The sequence below is a fragment of the Mycobacterium sp. E2497 genome, assembly GCF_001668695.1.
Taxonomy (GTDB): Bacteria; Actinomycetota; Actinomycetes; order Mycobacteriales; family Mycobacteriaceae; genus Mycobacterium.
This window is the reverse complement of the sequence record NZ_LZKD01000151.1, coordinates 38,943-56,390: the sequence shown is the minus strand read 5'-3', so window position 1 is coordinate 56,390 and position 17,448 is coordinate 38,943. Positions and strand designations below refer to the sequence as shown.

General features: G+C 68.0%; 15 protein-coding genes. 9 read left to right on the top strand and 6 right to left on the bottom strand.

Going from position 1 to position 17,448, the window contains the following annotated elements; genetic code table 11:
• Nucleotides 1-2: 2 nt before the first annotated feature.
• Nucleotides 3-323, bottom strand: a complete 321-nt coding sequence (locus A5713_RS13905) for a metal-sensitive transcriptional regulator (protein WP_068096267.1) — start codon at nt 321-323, stop codon at nt 3-5.
• A 235-nt stretch (nt 324-558) separates the two neighbouring features.
• On the opposite strand from A5713_RS13905, the gene A5713_RS13900 reads away from it, so the two are divergent.
• The 7 genes from A5713_RS13900 (at nt 559) to ag85C (ending at nt 7,808) form a co-directional block, all read left to right on the top strand.
• Complete coding sequence (locus A5713_RS13900) at nt 559-990, top strand: MmpS family transport accessory protein (RefSeq protein WP_068096266.1); 432 nt, start codon at nt 559-561, stop codon at nt 988-990.
• Nucleotides 987-3,905 (top strand): RND family transporter, encoded by a 2,919-nt coding sequence (locus tag A5713_RS13895; RefSeq protein ID WP_068096264.1) that lies wholly within the window; start codon nt 987-989, stop codon nt 3,903-3,905. The genes A5713_RS13900 and A5713_RS13895 overlap by 4 nt, the downstream gene beginning before the upstream one ends.
• A 24-nt stretch (nt 3,906-3,929) precedes the next feature.
• Nucleotides 3,930-4,427 (top strand): metallophosphoesterase, encoded by a 498-nt coding sequence (locus tag A5713_RS13890; RefSeq protein WP_068096262.1) that lies wholly within the window; start codon nt 3,930-3,932, stop codon nt 4,425-4,427.
• Between the two features lie 65 nt (nt 4,428-4,492).
• The gene (locus tag A5713_RS13885) at nt 4,493-4,945 is read left to right on the top strand and encodes a MarR family winged helix-turn-helix transcriptional regulator (RefSeq protein WP_068096261.1); all 453 of its coding nucleotides are present in this window, start codon (nt 4,493-4,495) and stop codon (nt 4,943-4,945) included.
• Nucleotides 4,942-5,772 (top strand): ATP-binding cassette domain-containing protein, encoded by an 831-nt coding sequence (locus tag A5713_RS13880; protein ID WP_068096259.1) that lies wholly within the window; start codon nt 4,942-4,944, stop codon nt 5,770-5,772. The genes A5713_RS13885 and A5713_RS13880 overlap by 4 nt, the downstream gene beginning before the upstream one ends.
• The gene (locus A5713_RS13875) at nt 5,762-6,580 is read left to right on the top strand and encodes an ABC transporter permease (protein ID WP_068096326.1); all 819 of its coding nucleotides are present in this window, start codon (nt 5,762-5,764) and stop codon (nt 6,578-6,580) included. The genes A5713_RS13880 and A5713_RS13875 overlap by 11 nt, the downstream gene beginning before the upstream one ends.
• A gap of 187 nt (nt 6,581-6,767) precedes the next feature.
• Nucleotides 6,768-7,808: a diacylglycerol acyltransferase/mycolyltransferase Ag85C gene (ag85C, locus tag A5713_RS13870; RefSeq protein WP_068096257.1), complete on the top strand. Its 1,041-nt coding sequence runs from the start codon at nt 6,768-6,770 to the stop codon at nt 7,806-7,808.
• A gap of 33 nt (nt 7,809-7,841) precedes the next feature.
• On the opposite strand, the gene A5713_RS13865 is transcribed toward ag85C, so the two are convergent.
• The 4 genes from A5713_RS13865 to A5713_RS13850 all read right to left on the bottom strand — a co-directional run bounded on the left by A5713_RS13865 (nt 7,842) and on the right by A5713_RS13850 (nt 12,908).
• Complete coding sequence (locus A5713_RS13865; RefSeq protein WP_067926838.1) at nt 7,842-8,555, bottom strand: YoaK family protein; 714 nt, start codon at nt 8,553-8,555, stop codon at nt 7,842-7,844.
• Between the two features lie 39 nt (nt 8,556-8,594).
• Nucleotides 8,595-9,956, bottom strand: a complete 1,362-nt coding sequence (locus A5713_RS13860; protein ID WP_067926842.1) for a maltokinase — start codon at nt 9,954-9,956, stop codon at nt 8,595-8,597.
• On the bottom strand, nt 9,956-11,737 hold the full coding sequence (treS, locus tag A5713_RS13855; RefSeq protein WP_068054511.1) for a maltose alpha-D-glucosyltransferase: 1,782 nt from the start codon (nt 11,735-11,737) through the stop codon (nt 9,956-9,958). Before treS ends, A5713_RS13860 begins: the two co-directional genes overlap by 1 nt.
• Before the next feature lie 121 nt (nt 11,738-11,858).
• Nucleotides 11,859-12,908 (bottom strand): S1C family serine protease, encoded by a 1,050-nt coding sequence (locus A5713_RS13850; RefSeq protein ID WP_067926845.1) that lies wholly within the window; start codon nt 12,906-12,908, stop codon nt 11,859-11,861.
• 176 nt (nt 12,909-13,084) lie between these two features.
• Between A5713_RS13850 and A5713_RS13845 the strand changes: the two genes are divergently transcribed.
• Both A5713_RS13845 and A5713_RS13840 read left to right on the top strand, forming a co-directional pair.
• Nucleotides 13,085-13,501 (top strand): TIGR03668 family PPOX class F420-dependent oxidoreductase, encoded by a 417-nt coding sequence (locus A5713_RS13845; protein ID WP_068096255.1) that lies wholly within the window; start codon nt 13,085-13,087, stop codon nt 13,499-13,501.
• Between the two features lie 165 nt (nt 13,502-13,666).
• A complete protein-coding gene (locus tag A5713_RS13840) occupies nt 13,667-15,823 on the top strand; it encodes an elongation factor G-like protein EF-G2 (RefSeq protein ID WP_068096253.1) in 2,157 nt (718 codons plus the stop codon).
• Between the two features lie 4 nt (nt 15,824-15,827).
• Here the strand turns inward: A5713_RS13840 and A5713_RS13835 are convergent, their stop codons facing one another.
• The gene (locus tag A5713_RS13835) at nt 15,828-17,420 is read right to left on the bottom strand and encodes a FadD7 family fatty acid--CoA ligase (protein WP_068096251.1); all 1,593 of its coding nucleotides are present in this window, start codon (nt 17,418-17,420) and stop codon (nt 15,828-15,830) included.
• Between the last annotated feature and the right edge of the window lie 28 nt (nt 17,421-17,448).

Genomic DNA, 17,448 nt, shown 5'->3' with positions numbered 1-17,448 from the left:
CGTCAGGCCAGGCTCAGGAACAGTTTTTCCAGCTCGTCGATCGATAGGCCGGGCCCGTCGGTGGGACTACCCTCCGGCCGGGCGATGCAGTCGCGCAGGCCGGAGGCGATGATCTTGAATCCGGCGCGATCCAGCGCCCGTGACACCGCGGCCAACTGCGTGACGACATCCTTGCAGCTGCGGCCCTGCTCGATCATCGCGATGACGCCGCCGAGCTGGCCGTGGGCCCGCCGTAACCGGGCGAGGACGGCATCCATGTCGGCGGGGTCGTGCCCGGCGACGTCGGCCGGAACCGGCGAACCGACCTGAATTTCTTCTTTCATGACTCCTTCATACCATACCCCAGGGGGCATTACGTCAGGATTGTCTATACCCCTGGGGGTATGGTACTAATGGAGCCGCGGGTGAAGCGAGGGCTCGCGGGTATCCGGTCACCGCGTTGGCGTGGGGCCGGTGCCTGGCGACCCTCAACTGCGGGCCGAACGGCCCTATTGGCTGCGGTGACGCGGGCCGAGACTCCATAGCGGGGGACCCGGTCACGAGGGAGAGGAAACGTCAGTGTCCACGTTTCTGAGACGGGCTTGGGTACCGCTCGTCGTTGTGGTGGCGGTTGCCCTCGGCGGCGTGGCCGTCGATCGGCTGCGCGGCGTCTTCGGCTCTGAAGAGATCTTCACCGCGACCGGCAGCAGCGCCGCGCCTCTCGAGCCCTCGCACATCAAGCAGGTGACATACGAGATCTACGGGCCCAGCGACACGACGGGAAGCGTGAGCTACTTGGACAAGAACGCACAGCCGGCACAGGCCAACTTCACCAACCTCCCCTGGAGCTTCACGATCGCCACGACGGTGCCCGCCGTGATCGCCAACGTGGTGGCGCAGGGCGATAGCGACAAACTCGGGTGCCGCATCACCGTCAACGGCGTGGTCAAGGACGAGCAGTCCTCGGCCGGGCGCCACGCCCAAATTTCCTGTCTGGTGAAGGCCGCATGAACACCGACACCGACACCCGCCCGAGGTTCATGCGGTTCGTCCGCACCTTCGCGTGGCCGATCATCATCGGCTGGCTGCTGCTCACCGTTGCCTTGAACGTGCTTGTGCCGCCGATCGAATCGGTCGCACGCAAACACGCGGTGACCATGTCGCCGCAGGATGCACCGGCGATGATCGCCGCCAAACGGATGGGCGCGACCTTCCACGAGTCGGATTCCGACAGCATCGCGATGATCGTCCTCGAAAGCGATAAGCAACTCGGCGACGAGGCGCACCGCTATTACGACGGCCTGGTGAGCAAGCTGCAGGCGGATCCCAAGCACGTGCAGCACGTCCAGAACGTGTGGGGGGACCCGCTCACCGCCGCGGGCGTCCAGAGCAAGGACGGCAAAGCCGCCTACGTCCAGCTCAACCTGGCCGGCAACCAGGGCAGCACCTTGGGCAATGAATCCGTCGACGCGGTGCGCAAGATCGTCGACAAGTCGGATCCGCCCCGCGGGCTGAAGGTCTACGTGACCGGCCCGGCACCGCTGACGACGGACATGAACGAGGCCGCCGACAAGAGCATGTTCAAGATGATGGGCGTCACGGGCGTCGTCATCATGATCATGCTGTTCATCGCCTATCGGTCCGTCAGCACCGTGCTGCTGGTTCTGGTGATGGTCGGCTTTGAAATGGGCACGGCCAGAGGGCTTGTCGCGCTTCTGGGGAATTACGAGCTGTTGGGGTTCTCGACGTTCGTCGTCGCCATGTTGTCATCGTTGGCGATCGCGGCCGGAACCGACTACGCGATCTTCCTGATCGGGCGCTACCAAGAGGCGCGGCAGGCGGGGCAGGACCGGGAAACGGCCTACTACACCATGTTTCGCGGGACCTCGCACATCATCCTGGGCTCGGGTTTGACGATCGCGGGGGCCACCTTCTGCCTGCACCTGGCGCGCCTGTCGTATTTCAAGGCGCTGGGCATTCCGTCCGCACTGGGGCTGCTCGTCGTCGTCGCGGGGGCCATGACCGCGGCCCCGGCCGTCGTCGCCGTGGCTACCCGGTTCGGGCTGCTCGACCCGCGCCGGATGATCAAGACCCGCGGATGGCGGCGCATCGGCACCGCGACGGTGCGGTGGCCGGGCCCGGTGTTCGCGGCGTCGTTGGTCATCGCCATCGTCGGCATCCTCATCATGCCGAGCATGAAGATCAGCTACAACGACCGCTTCTACACCCCCCAGAACGTGCCGTCGAACGTCGGATACGCCGCCGCCGAACGCCATTTCAGCGCCGCGACGATGAACCCCGACATCCTCATGATCGAGAGCGATCACGACATGCGGAACAGCGGCGACATGATCATCCTGGACAGACTCGCCAAGGACATCTTCCGGTCACCGGGAATCGCGATGGTGCAAAGCATCACCCGGCCATTGGGCGGGCCGATCGAACACACCTCGATACCGTTCCAGATCAGCGCGCAATCGATCCCGATCCAAGAGAACCTCCAGTTCATGAGGGACCGCACGGCGGACATGCTGAAGATGAGTGATGACCTCGGCGCGATGATCGGCTCGATGCAGCGGATGCAGGGCCTGCTCGGGCAGATGAGCGGCGCGACGCACCGCATGGTCGGCGACATGCACGACATGCAGGCGACGCTGGACGAAATGCGGGATCACCTGGCGGATTTCGACGACTTCGCGCGACCGCTCCGCAGCTATCTGTACTGGGAACAGCACTGCTACAACATTCCGGTCTGCTGGGCGACGAGGTCGGTGTTCGAGGCGATCGACGGGGTGGACAAGTTCAGCGAGAACATGAGCACGCTGATCAAGGACGTGGACAACATCGACGCGATCATCCCGCAGATGGCCGCGCAGTTCCCGCCGATGATCGCCGTCGCCAAATCCATGCAGGGGACGCTGCTCACGATGCACAGCAGCTTCTCGGGCCTGGTCACGCAGATGGCTCAGATGACCGACACGGCCAGCGCAATGGGGCAGGCCTTTGACGCCTCCCGCAGTGGCGACTATTTCTATCTGCCGCCGGAGGCCTTTCAAAATCCCGACTTCCAGCGCGGTCTGAAGCTCTTCTTGTCTCCGGACGGGAAGGCCGCGCGCTTCATCATCACCCACGATGCGGATCCGGCCACCCCGGCGGGCATCTCGGCCGTCATGCCGGAACTGGCCGCCGCGCATCAAGCGGTGAAGGGCACGACCCTGACCGGGGCCAAGTTCTACCTCGCCGGTACGGCGGCCATCTACCGCGACATCCAGTCCGGCTCGCACTACGACCTGCTGATCGTGGGACTCGCGGCGCTGACGCTGATCTTCGTCGTGATGGTGATCATCACGCGGGCTCTGGTCGCGTCCCTGGTGATCGTCGGGACGGTGTTGCTGTCGCTGGGCGCCGCCTTCGGGCTCTCGGTGCTGGTGTGGCAACACCTCTTCGGCCTGGATTTGAACTGGATCGCGCCGGTGTTCGGGTTGATCATCCTGCTGGCCGTCGGCTCGGACTACAACCTGCTGCTGGTGTCGCGGTTCCAGGAGGAGATCGGCGCCGGCCTCAAGACCGGCATCATTCGATCCATGGGCGAGACCGGTGGGGTCGTCACCACGGCGGGGCTCGTCTTCGCCTTCACCATGATGTCGATGGTCGCCAGCGATCTGCGCTCGATCGGCCAGGCCGGCAGCACGATCGGTCTCGGCCTGCTGTTCGACACGTTGATCGTGCGGTCGTTGATGACGCCGTCGATCGCCGCGTTGCTCGGGCGGTGGTTCTGGTGGCCCATACGAGTGCGCCCGCGGCCCGCCAGCTCCATGCTGCGGCCCTTCGGTCCGCGTCGCCTGGTTCGCTCGCTTCTGCTGGGCGAGCCCGCCGATGCGCCTGCCCCCAGGCCCGAAAAGACCATGGCGTCGACGCCGGGCTGACGACCGCCGGCGCAAGATGGGGCTGTGCGGCTACTGCTGATCTCGGACACCCACGTCCCCAACCGCGCCCGCGACCTGCCCGCGCGGGTGTGGGATGAGGTGGCTGCGGCCGACGTCGTCGTGCACGCCGGCGATTGGGTGGCGACCGACCTGCTCGACGAGCTCGACAGCAGGTCGGCCCGGCTGGTGGCCTGCTGGGGAAACAACGACGGTCCCGCGTTGCGCGCGCGCCTGCCGGAACGCGCGGATGTGACCCTGGCGGGCGTGCGGTTCACCGTGGTGCACGAGACCGGCGCCGCGGCCGGGCGCGAGGCGCGGATGTCGAGGCTGTACCCCGACACCCAGGTCCTGGTGTTCGGGCACAGCCACATCCCCTGGGACACCACCAGCGGAACCGGCCTGCGACTGCTCAATCCGGGCTCGCCGACCGATCGCCGCCGGCAGCCGTTCTGCACCTATATGACCGCCTCCGTCGACGACGGGGCCGTCACCGACGTCGTCCTGCATCGACTTTCGAAGTAGCCGATACCTAACCGACGCACAGCGTCCGCACATAAATAGCTCGGCTACAGAGGTATTCTGGAAGGGTGCATACGAGTACCGATGTGGTCGCCGAGGTGTTTCGCGTCGTCGGCCGGTTCCGCAGGCAGCTGCGACGGTCCGCCGGCCGCGGCTTTGACTCGGCGCGGCTCAGCGAATCGCAGTCCGAGCTGTTGTGGCTGGTGGGCCGGCAACCCGGCATCTCGGTGAACGCCGCCGCCGCCGAGCTCGGACTGGCTCCCAACACCGCGTCAACCCTGGTGTCGAAGCTGGTGTCCGGGGGTTTGCTCATCCGGACCGTCGGCGACACCGACCGCAGGGTCGGCCGGTTACACCTGGCCGAGCCCGCCCAGCAGATCGTCGACGCGTCTCGGGCGGCGCGACGAGAGGCGCTGGCGGAAGTGCTCGCCGAACTCGACGACGATCAAATCGAGGCATTGACAAGAGGATTGGAGGTCATAGAGATGATGACCAGGACACTGCAGGAGCGACGGTCATGAGCGCATCACTGCCGATGGCCATCGACGCCAGGCACCTGAGTTATCGGTATGGCCAGTTCACCGCCGTCAACGACGTGACGTTGCAGGTGCGCCCCGGGGAAACCATGGGCCTTTTGGGCCCGAACGGCGCCGGGAAGACGACCATCGTCCGGATGCTCACCACGCTGGCGCCGGTGCAGCAGGGTGAGTTGCGGATCTTCGGGCTGGACGCGCGCCGCCAGACGACCGACATTCGCAGCAACATCGGGTATGTGCCGCAACAGCTCTCGATCGAGCCCGCGCTGACCGGCCGCCAGAACGTCGAGTGGTTCGCGCGGCTCTACGGTGTGCCCCGGGCCGAGCGTTCCGACCGGGTCGGGCAGGCGCTGGCCGCCATGGACCTGCTCGACGTGTCCGATCGGCTGGCCGCGGCCTACTCCGGCGGCATGGTTCGGCGTCTCGAGGTGGCACAGGCGCTGGTGAACCGCCCGTCGCTGCTGGTGCTCGACGAACCGACCGTCGGGCTGGATCCGATTGCGCGGGACGGCGTCTGGACACAGGTGCAGGAGATGCAGGCGCGGTTCGGGATGACTGTGCTGCTGACCACCCACTACATGGAGGAGGCCGACGCGCTGTGTGATCGCGTCGCGCTCATGCACTGCGGCGAGTTGCGCGCGGTGGGCACACCGGCCAAGCTGAAATCCACCGTTTCGCCGCGGGCGACGCTCGAAGACGTGTTCCGCCACTACGCCGCCTCCGACTTGCAGGGTGAGCCGGCCTCCTCCGAGCCGACGGGTTCGATCCGCGAAATCCGTTCCGCCAGAAAGGTTGCACGCCGTGTCGGTTGATAGCGCCATGCCGGGAACCTTGGTTCGCGCGCCGCGCGGATGGCAGCGGGTGGGCGCCGTGTTCAGCCGCGTCGGCGCGTTCGCGATCGTCGAACTGCAGAAGCTGCAGCACGACAGGACCGAGCTCGTCACCCGCATGGTGCAGCCGGCGCTGTGGCTGTTGATCTTCGGGACCACCTTCAGCCATTTGCACGTCATCCACACGGGATCGGTCTCATACCTGGCCTTCCTGGCGCCGGGGATCATCGCCCAGTCGGCGCTGTTCATCTCGATTTTCTATGGGATACAGATCATTTGGGATCGAGACGCGGGCGTGCTGGCCAAGCTGATGGTGACGCCGGCGCCGGCGTCGGCGCTGATCACCGGCAAGGCGTTCGCGGCCGGTGTGCGCTCGGTCGCCCAGGTTGTCGGTGTCATGGCGTTGGCGTATCTGATGAATGTCGGGCTGACGGTCAACCCCCTGCGGATTGTCGCGGCGATGGCCGTCGTCATGCTGGGCGCTGCGTTCTTCGCCTGCCTGTCGATGACGCTGGCCGGCCTGGTGCGCAGCCGCGATCGCCTGATGGGGATCGGCCAGGCCATCACGATGCCGTTGTTCTTCGCCTCGAACGCGCTGTACCCGGTGGACGTGATGCCCGCCTGGTTGCACGTGCTGAGCAGGGTCAACCCGCTCAGTTACGAAGTCGACGCCTTACGCGGACTGCTCATCGGGATGCCTTTCAACCCGATGGACGTTGTCGTGCTGGCGGTGGCCGCCGTGCTCGGAATCGCCGCGGCATCAACGCTATTGCGCCGGCTCGTCGCCTAGTTACACCCTCGGTAGCCAATCGTGACCAGTTAGCAACGATTTCCCGCCGACGCCCAATCGTTAGCCAACCGCGATCTGTTGCTCCGGCCGCGACAGGCGATTTGCGTCCTCTCCCCGTGATTCACTGCCCAGCGAACGGATTCGACCGCCGCACGCGGCAGATGAAAGTTGGGATGGGTAGAGGGCTATGAAGTTCTTTTCAGAGTTGCGGAAGTTGCGTGGCGCCGCGGCAACCATGCCGCGTCAGCTGGCGGTCGCGGCCATGGGGGCTGCCCTGATGTCCGGCCTCGTCACCGCGGCCGGCGGCTCGGCCACCGCGGGGGCGTTCTCCAAGCCGGGGCTTCCGGTGGAATACCTGGAGGTGCCGTCACCGTCGATGGGCCGCAACATCAAGGTGCAGTTCGAGGGCGGCGGACCGCACGCGGTGTACCTGCTCGACGGGCTGCGCGCCCAGGACGACTACAACGGCTGGGACATCAACACCCCCGCCTTCGAGGAGTTCTACCAGTCCGGCCTGTCGGTGGTGATGCCGGTCGGCGGCCAGTCCAGCTTCTACAGCAACTGGTACCAGCCGTCGTCGGGCAACGGACAGAACTACACCTACAAGTGGGAGACCTTCCTGACCCAGGAGATGCCGCTGTGGCTGCAGGCCAACAAGCAGGTTTCACCGGCCGGCAACGCCGCGGTGGGCCTGTCGATGTCCGGCGGCTCGGCGCTGATCCTGGCCGCGTACTACCCGCAGCAGTTCCCCTACGCCGCCTCGCTGTCGGGCTTCCTCAACCCGTCCGAGGGCTGGTGGCCGACGCTGATCGGGCTCGCGATGAACGACTCGGGCGGCTACAACGCCAACAGCATGTGGGGCCCGTCGACCGACCCGGCGTGGAAGCGCAACGACCCGATGGTCCAAATTCCGCGGCTGGTCGCCAACAACACCCGGATCTGGGTCTACTGCGGCAACGGGACGCCCAGCGACCTCGGCGGCGACAACATGCCGGCCAAGTTCCTGGAGGGCCTCACGCTGCGCACCAACCAGCAGTTCCAGAACAGCTACGTCGCCGCGGGCGGCCGCAACGGGACGTTCAACTTCCCGGCGAACGGCACGCACTCGTGGCCCTACTGGAACCAGCAGTTGGTCGCGATGAAGCCCGACATCCAGCAGGTGCTGCTCGCCAGCAACACCACCGCCCAGCCGGCCCAACCGGCACAGCCGGCACAACCGGCGGCCTGAACCGCCAAGCCAGCATCGGCAGCAGCGCACCGGTCAGCGCTGCTGCCGATGCTTTTTGTCCTGCCGGTCGTTCAACAGCGCCCGGCGATCCTGGTGAAAGTACGTGTAGATGGTCGTCAGCGTGCACACCACCGCGGCGAACACCAGCATCCAGGTCCCGTTGACCACGACGCTGATGAAGCCGCCGATCGCGGCGCCCACGACGAAGCTGGCGAACAGCAGGAAATAACCGAGCCAGTCCGCGGCTTTCCCCCCGGCCAGGTGGCGCTCGATGCCCTGGCCCATTTTGACCATCGTTCCGGTCACGTAACTCAGCGGAACCGACACTTCCCCGTTCTTGACGAACGACGTGTTCAGCGCGCCGGTGCCGAACGCCATCAACACGATCGGCGCGAAGTCGAGGAAGTTCTCCTCCCACCCTTCGTCCAAGACGTCGACCACCGCCGCCGCCACCAGGCTGACGGTGGTCAGCACGGTGGGGCCGTGCGGGTGGTCCACCCAGAAGTGCCGCCGGCACATGGAGGCGATCACCACGCCGGCGAGGAACGCCACCATGAGCAGCCCGGCGCTCGCGGCGAGCCACGGTTGGTGGCTGAAGTACGCCAGCACCCCGCGCTGCGCGTTCCCTGTCATGAAGACCACGAAGTATCCCGCGGAGTGGGTGAACGAGATCGCCCCGATGATGCCGGCCAGCGCCGCCAGCACCCAGGACAACCGCGCCTCGCTGTCGAAGATCTCGCTATTCACACGGACATGGTTCCAGAAGCCCGCGTTACTCGCAGATCATCAGAGTTTGCTATGAGAGGCGGTGAGCCGGGCGATGGAGCGCAGCGGAATTGGCAACCAGTGGGGACGGTGCCGCGCCTCGTAGCCGGCCTCGTAGACGGCCTTGTCCAGTTCATAGGCGGCCAGCAGGTCGGCCGCATCGCGCGGGTCGACCCCCGACGCGGCGGCGTACCCCTCGCAGAACGCGGTCCGGTTGCGCTCGACCCATTCGCGGGCGCGGGCGGCCAGTTGCTTGTCGTCCGCCTGGTCCACCAGCGGTCCGTACGCGGCGTATTCGAACGACCGCAGCACGCCGGCCACGTCGCGCAGCGGTGAATCCGGGGCCCGGCGCTCATCGAGCGGCTGGCCCGGCTCGCCCTCGAAGTCGATCAGCAGCCAGCTTTCCGGGGTTCGCAGCACTTGGCCGAGGTGCAGGTCGCCGTGCACCCGTTGGACGGTGATCGCCTCACCGGCCAGCTTGGAGAACCGCTCCTCGATGGTCGACGCGTACTCCTGCAGCTCGGGCACCTTCGCCACGGTCGACGACAGCCGCGCCAGCACGGTGTCGACCGGGAAGGCGGACTGCGCCGTGCCGAGGGACTCGGCCAGGGTGGCGTGCACGGATGCCACGGCCTCGCCCAGCCGGCAGGACTCGCCGGCGAAGTCGCCGCCGACCTCGTGGGCGTACAGGTCGCCCTCCGCGAACAGGTCGCGCACGCTGGCGGTGGCCATCGCCCACCCTTCCGCGGCGTTGGACGCGAACTCGGTCACCATGCCGAGCGGCCACGCGTCGTCGGCCGTGCCGTCGGGGGCGGCCATCTCGTAGGTGCCGAGCAGCCGGGCGACGTGCGGGTTGCCGGCGCGGCCCAGCACCCGGTTCAGCTCGATGTCGGGGTTGATGCCGCTGCTGACCCGGCGAAACGCCTTGAAGATGGCGTCGCGGTCGAAGATGACGCTGGTGTTGCTCTGTTCGGCGTCCGAGACGTGGGGCAACGCCTCCAGGGGCAGCGTGACGCCGGGTTCCTTGACGAACCGCACCTCGGTGCCGGACGCGCTCCGAACTGCCGACGAGTCGATCAACGACAGCAGGAACTGCGGCGCGTCCGTGTCGTACAGGCCGTCGAAACCGGTGCGGTCGCCGGCGGCGCCGATGGTGGCGACCGTGCTGTACTCGGAGACCGGCGCGGTATCCCAGCGCACGATCACCTGGTAGCGCTCCGACGAGCCGTCCGCGTACTGGGCGTCGACCAGGACCAGGTCCAGGTCGTCGCGGAACGGGACGACGACGGCGGCCTCGGCGGAGGTCAGTTCCCGGTTGCGTCCGGCGTACCACCGTTGCTGTGGGAGCCAGTCCGACCAGGGCAGCTTGGCGGGCTCAGTCATCAGCGCCGCTCCTCCTCATCCTCACATGCGGTCAGCTGGAACCAGTAGAAACCGTGTCCGGGCAACGTCAGCAGGTAGGGCAGGTGCCCGATCCGCGGAAATTCGACGTGCCCGGTCAGTTCCACCGGCGTGCAACCGCTCCAGTGCTGCAGGTTCAGCTCGATCGGCTGCGGGAACCGCGAGAGATTGTTGACGCACAACACCGTGTCGCCGCCGCCTGGCACCTGGCGCACGAACGCCAGCACCGACGGGTTGGAGCCGCCCAGCTCCTCGAACGTGCCGATCGCGAACGCCTCGTGGCGGCGCCGCACGGCCAGCATCATGCGGGTGAAGTTCAGCAGCGACGTGGACGTGTCGCGCTGAGCCTCCACGTTGACGGCCTGGTAGCCGTACACCGAGTCCTGGCTGGCCGGCAGGTAGAGCCGGCCCGGGTTGGCCTTGGAGAAGCCGGCGTTGCGGTCCGGTGTCCACTGCATCGGGGTGCGCACACCGTCGCGGTCACCCAGCCAGATCACGTCGCCCATCCCGATCTCGTCGCCGTAGTACAGGACCGGCGAGCCGGGCAGGGACAGCAGCAACGCGGTGAACAGCTCGATCTGGTTGCGGTCGTTGTCCAGCAGCGGTGCCAGGCGGCGCCGGATGCCGACGTTCGCCTTCATCCGCGGGTCCTTGGCGTACTCGGAGTACATGTAGTCGCGCTCTTCGTCGGTGACCATCTCGAGCGTCAGCTCGTCGTGGTTGCGCAGGAAGATGCCCCATTGCGCCATGTCGGGGATTTCCGGCGTCTGCGCCAGGATCTCCGAGATCGGAATGCGCGACTCCCGGCGAACCGCCATGAAGATGCGCGGCATCAGCGGGAAGTGGAACGCCATGTGGCATTCGTCGCCGCCGGTGCTGGTGTCGCCGAAGTACTCGACGACATCGGCCGGCCACTGATTGGCCTCGGCCAGCAGCACCCGGCCCGGGAACTCGTCGTCGACGACCTTGCGCACGCGCTTGAGGAAGGCGTGCGTCTCGGGCAGGTTCTCGCAGTTGGTGCCCTCCCGCTCGAACAGGTAGGGCACCGCGTCCAGCCGGAACCCGTCGATGCCCAGCCCGAGCCAGAAGCGGAGAACGTCGATCATGGCTTCCTGCACGGCCGGGTTCTCGTAGTTCAGGTCCGGCTGGTGGGAGAAGAACCGGTGCCAATAGAACTGTTTGCGCACCGGGTCGAAGGTCCAGTTGGACTCCTCGGTGTCGACGAAGATGATCCGGGCGTCGGTGTACTTCTCGCTGGTGTCGCTCCACACGTAGAAATCGCCGTACGGGCCGTCGGGGTCGTGCCGCGACTCCTGGAACCAGGGGTGTGAATCCGAGGTGTGGTTCATCACCAGGTCGGTGATGACCCGGATGCCCCGCTCGTGCGCGGCGTTGAGCAACGCGACGAAGTCCTCCACCGTGCCGAAGTCGGGCAGCACCTTGTAGAAGTCCCGGATGTCGTAGCCGCCGTCGCGCAGCGGCGAATCGTAGAAAGGGGGCAGCCAGATGCAGTCGATGCCCAGCCATTGCAGGTAGTCCAGGCGTCCCAGGAGTCCGCGCAGGTCACCCGACCCGTCGGCGTTGGCGTCGAAGAACGCCCGCACCAGCACCTCGTAGAAAACGGCGTGCTTGAACCACGTCGGGTCGGTGGGCAGCGCGGCGGCGTTGTCGAAGTCGTCGGACTCCGGGTGCTCGACGACACCGTCCTGAACGTGACTGCCCCCTGCGGGATGGTGCTCGACCGCTTCTCTTGCGTCGTTCATCAAATCCACGATGCCACGTGTACCCGAGGCGCGACATTCGGAATCACGCCCGCTGGCATGCGACGAAACGCGCTTGGCGACAACCGAATTGACCACCCAGCGCGCATCGTCGGTGCGGGTGTCAGGCCGGCGGCCCGTCGCCCAGCGTCACGTTCGTGGTGCGTTCGCCGCCGCCGGCGGAGCGGTACTGCACCGCGATGTTGTCGCCGGGGTGGTGCGGGACGAGGACGTCCGTCATCGACGTGGCCCCGGTGATGGCGACGTTGTCGACCCCGGTGATGACGTCACCCGGCGAGATCCCGGCCGACGCGGCGGGGCCGCCGGTGACCACGCGTTCGACGCGCGCACCGTTGCCGTTGCTGTCGGTGACACCCAGGCCGAGGAACGCGGTCGGGCCGATGTGCACGGTGTTCGAGCCGGCGCCCGACCTGATCTGCCCGGCCACGCCCATCGCGTGGCCGATCGGGATGGCGAAGCCCTGTCCGCCGCCCGACATCTTGTAGTTGTCGGTGGCGGCCGTGTTCACGCCGACGACCTGCCCGTCGTTGTTGACCATCGGTCCGCCGGAGTCCCCGGGCCTGATCGGCGTGTCGGCCTGGATCAGCCCGCCGAGCGACTCGTTGGCGCCGGTCAGGGTGTCGGTCGCCGAGACGCTCTGGTTCAGCGCGATGACCTTGCCCGAGACGGCGCTGGGCGTTCCGCCCTGGCCGCCGGCGTTACCCATCGCCACGACCGGCTGGCCCACGCTGACCCCGCCGCCGATGGCGGCCGTCGGGAGCCCGGCGGCGCCGCGCAGTTGCAGCACCGCGATGTCCTGGCTGCGGTCATAACCGACCACGTCGACGGCGTAGGTCTGGCCGTTGCCGACGTCGAAGGCGCTGATGTCGGTCGCACCGGAGATGACGTGGTTGTTGGTCAGCACGACGCCGTTGGGGTCGATCACGATGCCGGTCCCGGCGCCCACGGCATTGTTGTAGCCGAACTTGGTGTTGATGTTGACCACCTGCGGCCCGACCTGGCCGACCAGTGCCGCCGCATCGACTGGAGCCTGCGGCCGGGGGATCGGCGATGCGACCGCCGGGGCGGTGCCCAGACCGAGGCCCAGCCCGACCACGGCCAGCACGCTCGCCAACCATGACCACCACACCGAGCGGTGGTGCGATTTGCTCATCCCGTCACCCTTCCTGCGTCGCGGAAAACACCGAACTGTCCCGGCCTTGCGGTTCTGGGCGGCACAATCGTGTGTATATAACCGTAATGCAGGTAGCTATGCACGGCACTGGCGAGGTTCTGATCAGCCGCGATGGTCTCCCGGCCGCCCGGATGACCGGCGCCTAGGCTGACACGGTGGGCGGATTCGACGCCAAGGCCAGGTTCGGTGAATCGCCGGTGGCCCGGCTGGCCACGGTCACGCCGGCCGGCCTCCCCCATCTGGTTCCGGTGGTATTCGCCGTCGCCGAGGACTCCCCCGACGTGCTGTACACCGCCGTCGACGCGAAGCCCAAGACGACGCGGCGGCTGCGGCGGCTGGCCAACATCGAAAACGACCCGCACGTGAGCCTGCTCGTCGACCACTACGCCGACGACTGGGCGCGGCTGTGGTGGGTGCGGGCCGACGGGGCTGCGACCGTCCACACCGAGGGGCCGGCGATGGCGTCCGCGTACCGGCTGCTGCGCGCCAAATATCCCCAGTATCAATCCGTCTCGCTGGACGGTCCCGTGATCGCGGTCGCGGTGCACCGCTGGTCCAGCTGGCACGCCTGACGGCAACTCCCGGCTTCCCGTCGGGTCGACGCAATTGTGGCCGGCCCGTGGCCTTGTGTTGGGCCGCGGTTGGGGGAAAAGTTGCTTACAGGCCCTGTGAGCCAGAACACACCGCGACTGGGGTGCCCCAGCGGTGATGCGGCCGGGGAGGACTGGAGGAATGTCATGGCGGACAAGGCGAACGCTGCCCAGGGCGCGGCGGCCGCTCCCATCGCGAAGGGTCCCGGCGATGTGCGCAACATCGTCCTCGTCGGGCCCTCGGGCGGCGGCAAGACCACCCTGGTCGAGGCGCTGTTGGTCGCCGCAGGGGTGTTGACCAGGGCGGGCTCGGTGACCGACGGCAGCACCGTCTGCGACTACGACGACGCCGAGATCCGCCAGCAGCGCTCGGTCGGCCTTGCCGTCGCCTCCCTGGCGCACGACGGCGTCAAGATCAACCTGGTCGACACGCCCGGCTATGCCGACTTCGTCGGCGTGCTGCGGGCCGGCTTGCGCGCCGCCGACTGCGCGCTGTTCGTGATCGCGGCCAACGAGGGTGTCGACGAACCCACCAAATCGCTGTGGCAGGAATGCGATCAGGTCGGCATGCCCCGCGCCGTGGTGATCACCAAGCTCGACCACACCCGCGCCAACTACTCCGAGGCGCTGGCGGCCGCGCAGAACGCGTTCGGCGACAAGGTGTTACCGCTCTACCTGCCGACCGGCATGCCGTCCTGCGAAGGCCTGATCGGGTTGCTGTCGCAGACGCGCTACCAGTATTCCGGCGGCAAGCGGACCGCGCAGGCGCTGGACCCGTCGGACGCCGAGCGGATCGAGGAGGCGCGCGGGGCCCTGATCGAAGGCATCATCGAGGAGTCCGAGGACGAGTCGCTGATGGAGCGCTATCTCGGCGGCGAGGCGATCGACGAGGCGGTGCTCATCGGCGACCTGGAGAAGGCCGTTGCCCGCGCCTCGTTCTTCCCGGTGATCCCGGTGTGCAGCGGCACCGGCGTCGGCACCCTGGAATTGCTGGAGGTCGCCACGCGGGGATTCCCGTCCCCGATGGAGCACCCGCTACCGGAGGTCTTCACGCCGAACGGTGCCGCCCACGCGACACTGGCGTGCGACGCCGACGCGCCATTGCTCGCGGAGGTGGTGAAGACGACGTCGGATCCCTACGTCGGAAGGGTGAGCCTGGTCCGGGTTTTTTCCGGGACCATCAGGCCCGACACGACGGTTCATGTGTCGGGCCATTTTGCGTCGTTCTTCGGCGCGGCCAACGGGAACGGGAATTCGCACCCCGATCACGACGAGGACGAACGCGTCGGGGTGCTGTCCTTCCCGCTCGGCAAGCAGCAGCGCCCAGCGGCCGCGGTGGTGGCGGGCGACATCTGCGCGATCGGCAAGCTGAGCCGCGCCGAAACCGGCGACACCCTGTCGGACAAGTCCGAGCCGCTGGTCCTCAAGCCGTGGACGATGCCGGAGCCGCTGCTGCCGGTGGCGATTCAGGCGCATGCCAAGACCGACGAAGACAAGCTGTCGGTCGGGCTGGGACGGCTGGCCGCCGAGGACCCGACGCTGCGGATCGAGCAGAACCAGGAAACGCACCAGATCGTGTTGTGGTGCATGGGCGAGGCCCACGCCGGTGTCGTCCTGGACGCGCTGGCCAACCGGTACGGCGTCACCGTGGACACCGTGGAGCTGCGGGTCCCGTTGCGCGAGACGTTCGGCGGCAAGGCGAAAGGCCACGGCCGGCACGTCAAGCAATCGGGCGGGCACGGCCAGTACGCGGTGTGCGACATCGAAGTGGAACCGCTGCCGGAGGGCTCCGGGTTCGAGTTCCTCGACAAGGTGGTCGGCGGGGCGGTGCCGCGGCAGTTCATCCCGAGCGTGGAGAAGGGCGTGCGCGCGCAGATGGAGAAGGGCGTGCACGCCGGCTACCCGGTGGTCGACATCCGGGTCACGCTGCTCGACGGCAAGGCGCACAGCGTCGACTCCTCGGATTTCGCGTTCCAGATGGCGGGCTCCCTGGCGCTGCGCGAGGCGGCCGCGGCGACGAAGGTGAGCCTGCTCGAGCCGATCGACGAGATTTCGGTGCTGGTGCCCGACGACTTCGTCGGCGCGGTGATGGGCGACCTGTCGGGTCGCCGCGGCCGGGTGCTCGGTACCGAGACCGCGGGCGAGCGCACGCTGGTGCGGGCCGAGGTGCCCCAGGTGGAGTTGACGCGCTACGCGATCGACCTGCGCTCGCTGGCCCACGGCGCCGCGTCGTTCACCCGGGCCTTCGCCCGCTACGAACCCATGCCGGAGGCCGCGGCCACCCGGGTGAAGGCGACCGTCTGAACCGTCACGCCCCGCGCCCGAACCGCTGGGCGACCGCGCGGCGGTCCAGCGACCCTTTCGCGGTGTGCGGTAACTCCGCGGCCTGCTGGAAGCTGGCCGGCACCTCGAAGGGCGCGAGCCGGTCGCGGGCGAACGACGTCAGCTCGTCCGGGGTCGGCGCGGCCGATCCCCGGGGGACGATCACCGCGGCCACCGTCTCGCCGTACAGCGTGTCGGGCATGCCGAAGACGGCCACCTCCAGCACGCCGGGATGGCTGCCCAGCACGCCCTCGACGCGTTCCGGGGAGATCTTCTCCCCGCCCCGGTTGATGAGTTCCTTGATCCGGCCGCGGATGACCAGCTCGCCGGCCGCCGACAGCGTTCCCAGGTCACCCGTGCGCAGCCACCCGTCGGTGAAATTGGCGGCCGTGATCGCCGGGTCGCCGAGGTAGCCCCGGACCACAGTGGGGCCGTGCAGCCACACCTCGCCGACCTCCCCCGGCGGCACCGGCCGCCCGTCGGGCCCGATGATCCGGATCTCCGGCCCGGTCGACCGGCCGACCAGACCCGGTGTGGCGGCTGGGTTTTCGGTGTGGCCGATCTCGGTCGTCGCCACCTGGTGGGTGGCCTCGGTCATGCCGAAGGCGCACACCACCGGGGCCGAGAAGGTGTCCTGCAGCGCCTGCGCCGTTTCGGCGGTGAGCGGGGCGCTGCAACTGCGGATGAAGCGCAACGCGGAGCTGCCCTCTCGGCCGGTGCCGGCCCGCTCCAACAGGATCTGATGAATCGTCGGGACCGCCGTGTACCAGGTGGCGCGGACGGCGTCGATGTCGTCCCAGAAGGTGTGCGCCGAGAACCGACCGCGGGCCGGTAGCAGCACCGTTCCCCCGGACACCAGGGTCGCCAGCATCGCGGCGAGCAGCCCGTGACCGTGGTAGAGCGGCATCACCGCCACGGTGGCGTCCCGGGGGCCGAGCCCGTATCCGGCGATGATGGCGTGCACCGAGCCGGCGATGTTGCCGCGGGTCCACGGGACCATCTTCGGCACCCCGGTGGTACCGCCGGTGAACATGATCATGGCATCGTCGTCGCGCAGGCCCTCGGGCGTCGAAAACTGTTGCGCGGGAGCGGCGGTGGTGTCCACGTCGACGGCCGGGGTGCCGCCCGCGCCGCCGGGCGTCACCGCGAGCGGCCACCACGGCAGGTGCCGTCCCTCGTCGTCGGCGGGTGCCGCGCCGTCGATGAGGACCGCCCTGGCGCCCACGGCCTCGCTGCGAGCGCGCTGTTCCCCGACCGGCAGGGCCGGATCCAGCGGGACGGCGACCAGGCCGGCCCGGGAAGCCGCCAGCAGCCCGACGACGAACTCGGCATTGCTTCCGGAGCGCAGGGCGACGCGGTCGCCCGCGCGCAGCCCCCCCCGGGCCAGCTGCCCCGCCAGGTCGTCGGCCAGCCGGAGCAGATCGCGGTAGCTGACCCGCACCCGATCGGAGGTGACGACCAGCGCGGGCGCCTCCGGGGATCGGTGCCCCGCCTCCTCGACCAGATCGGTGATGCCCGGCCCCGGCGTCTGGGCCGAGCCCGTGCCGCCGATGATCTCTTCCGGCCTCGTCGTCCTCATCGCCGCGCTCCCTTTCGCCCTCGTCTTG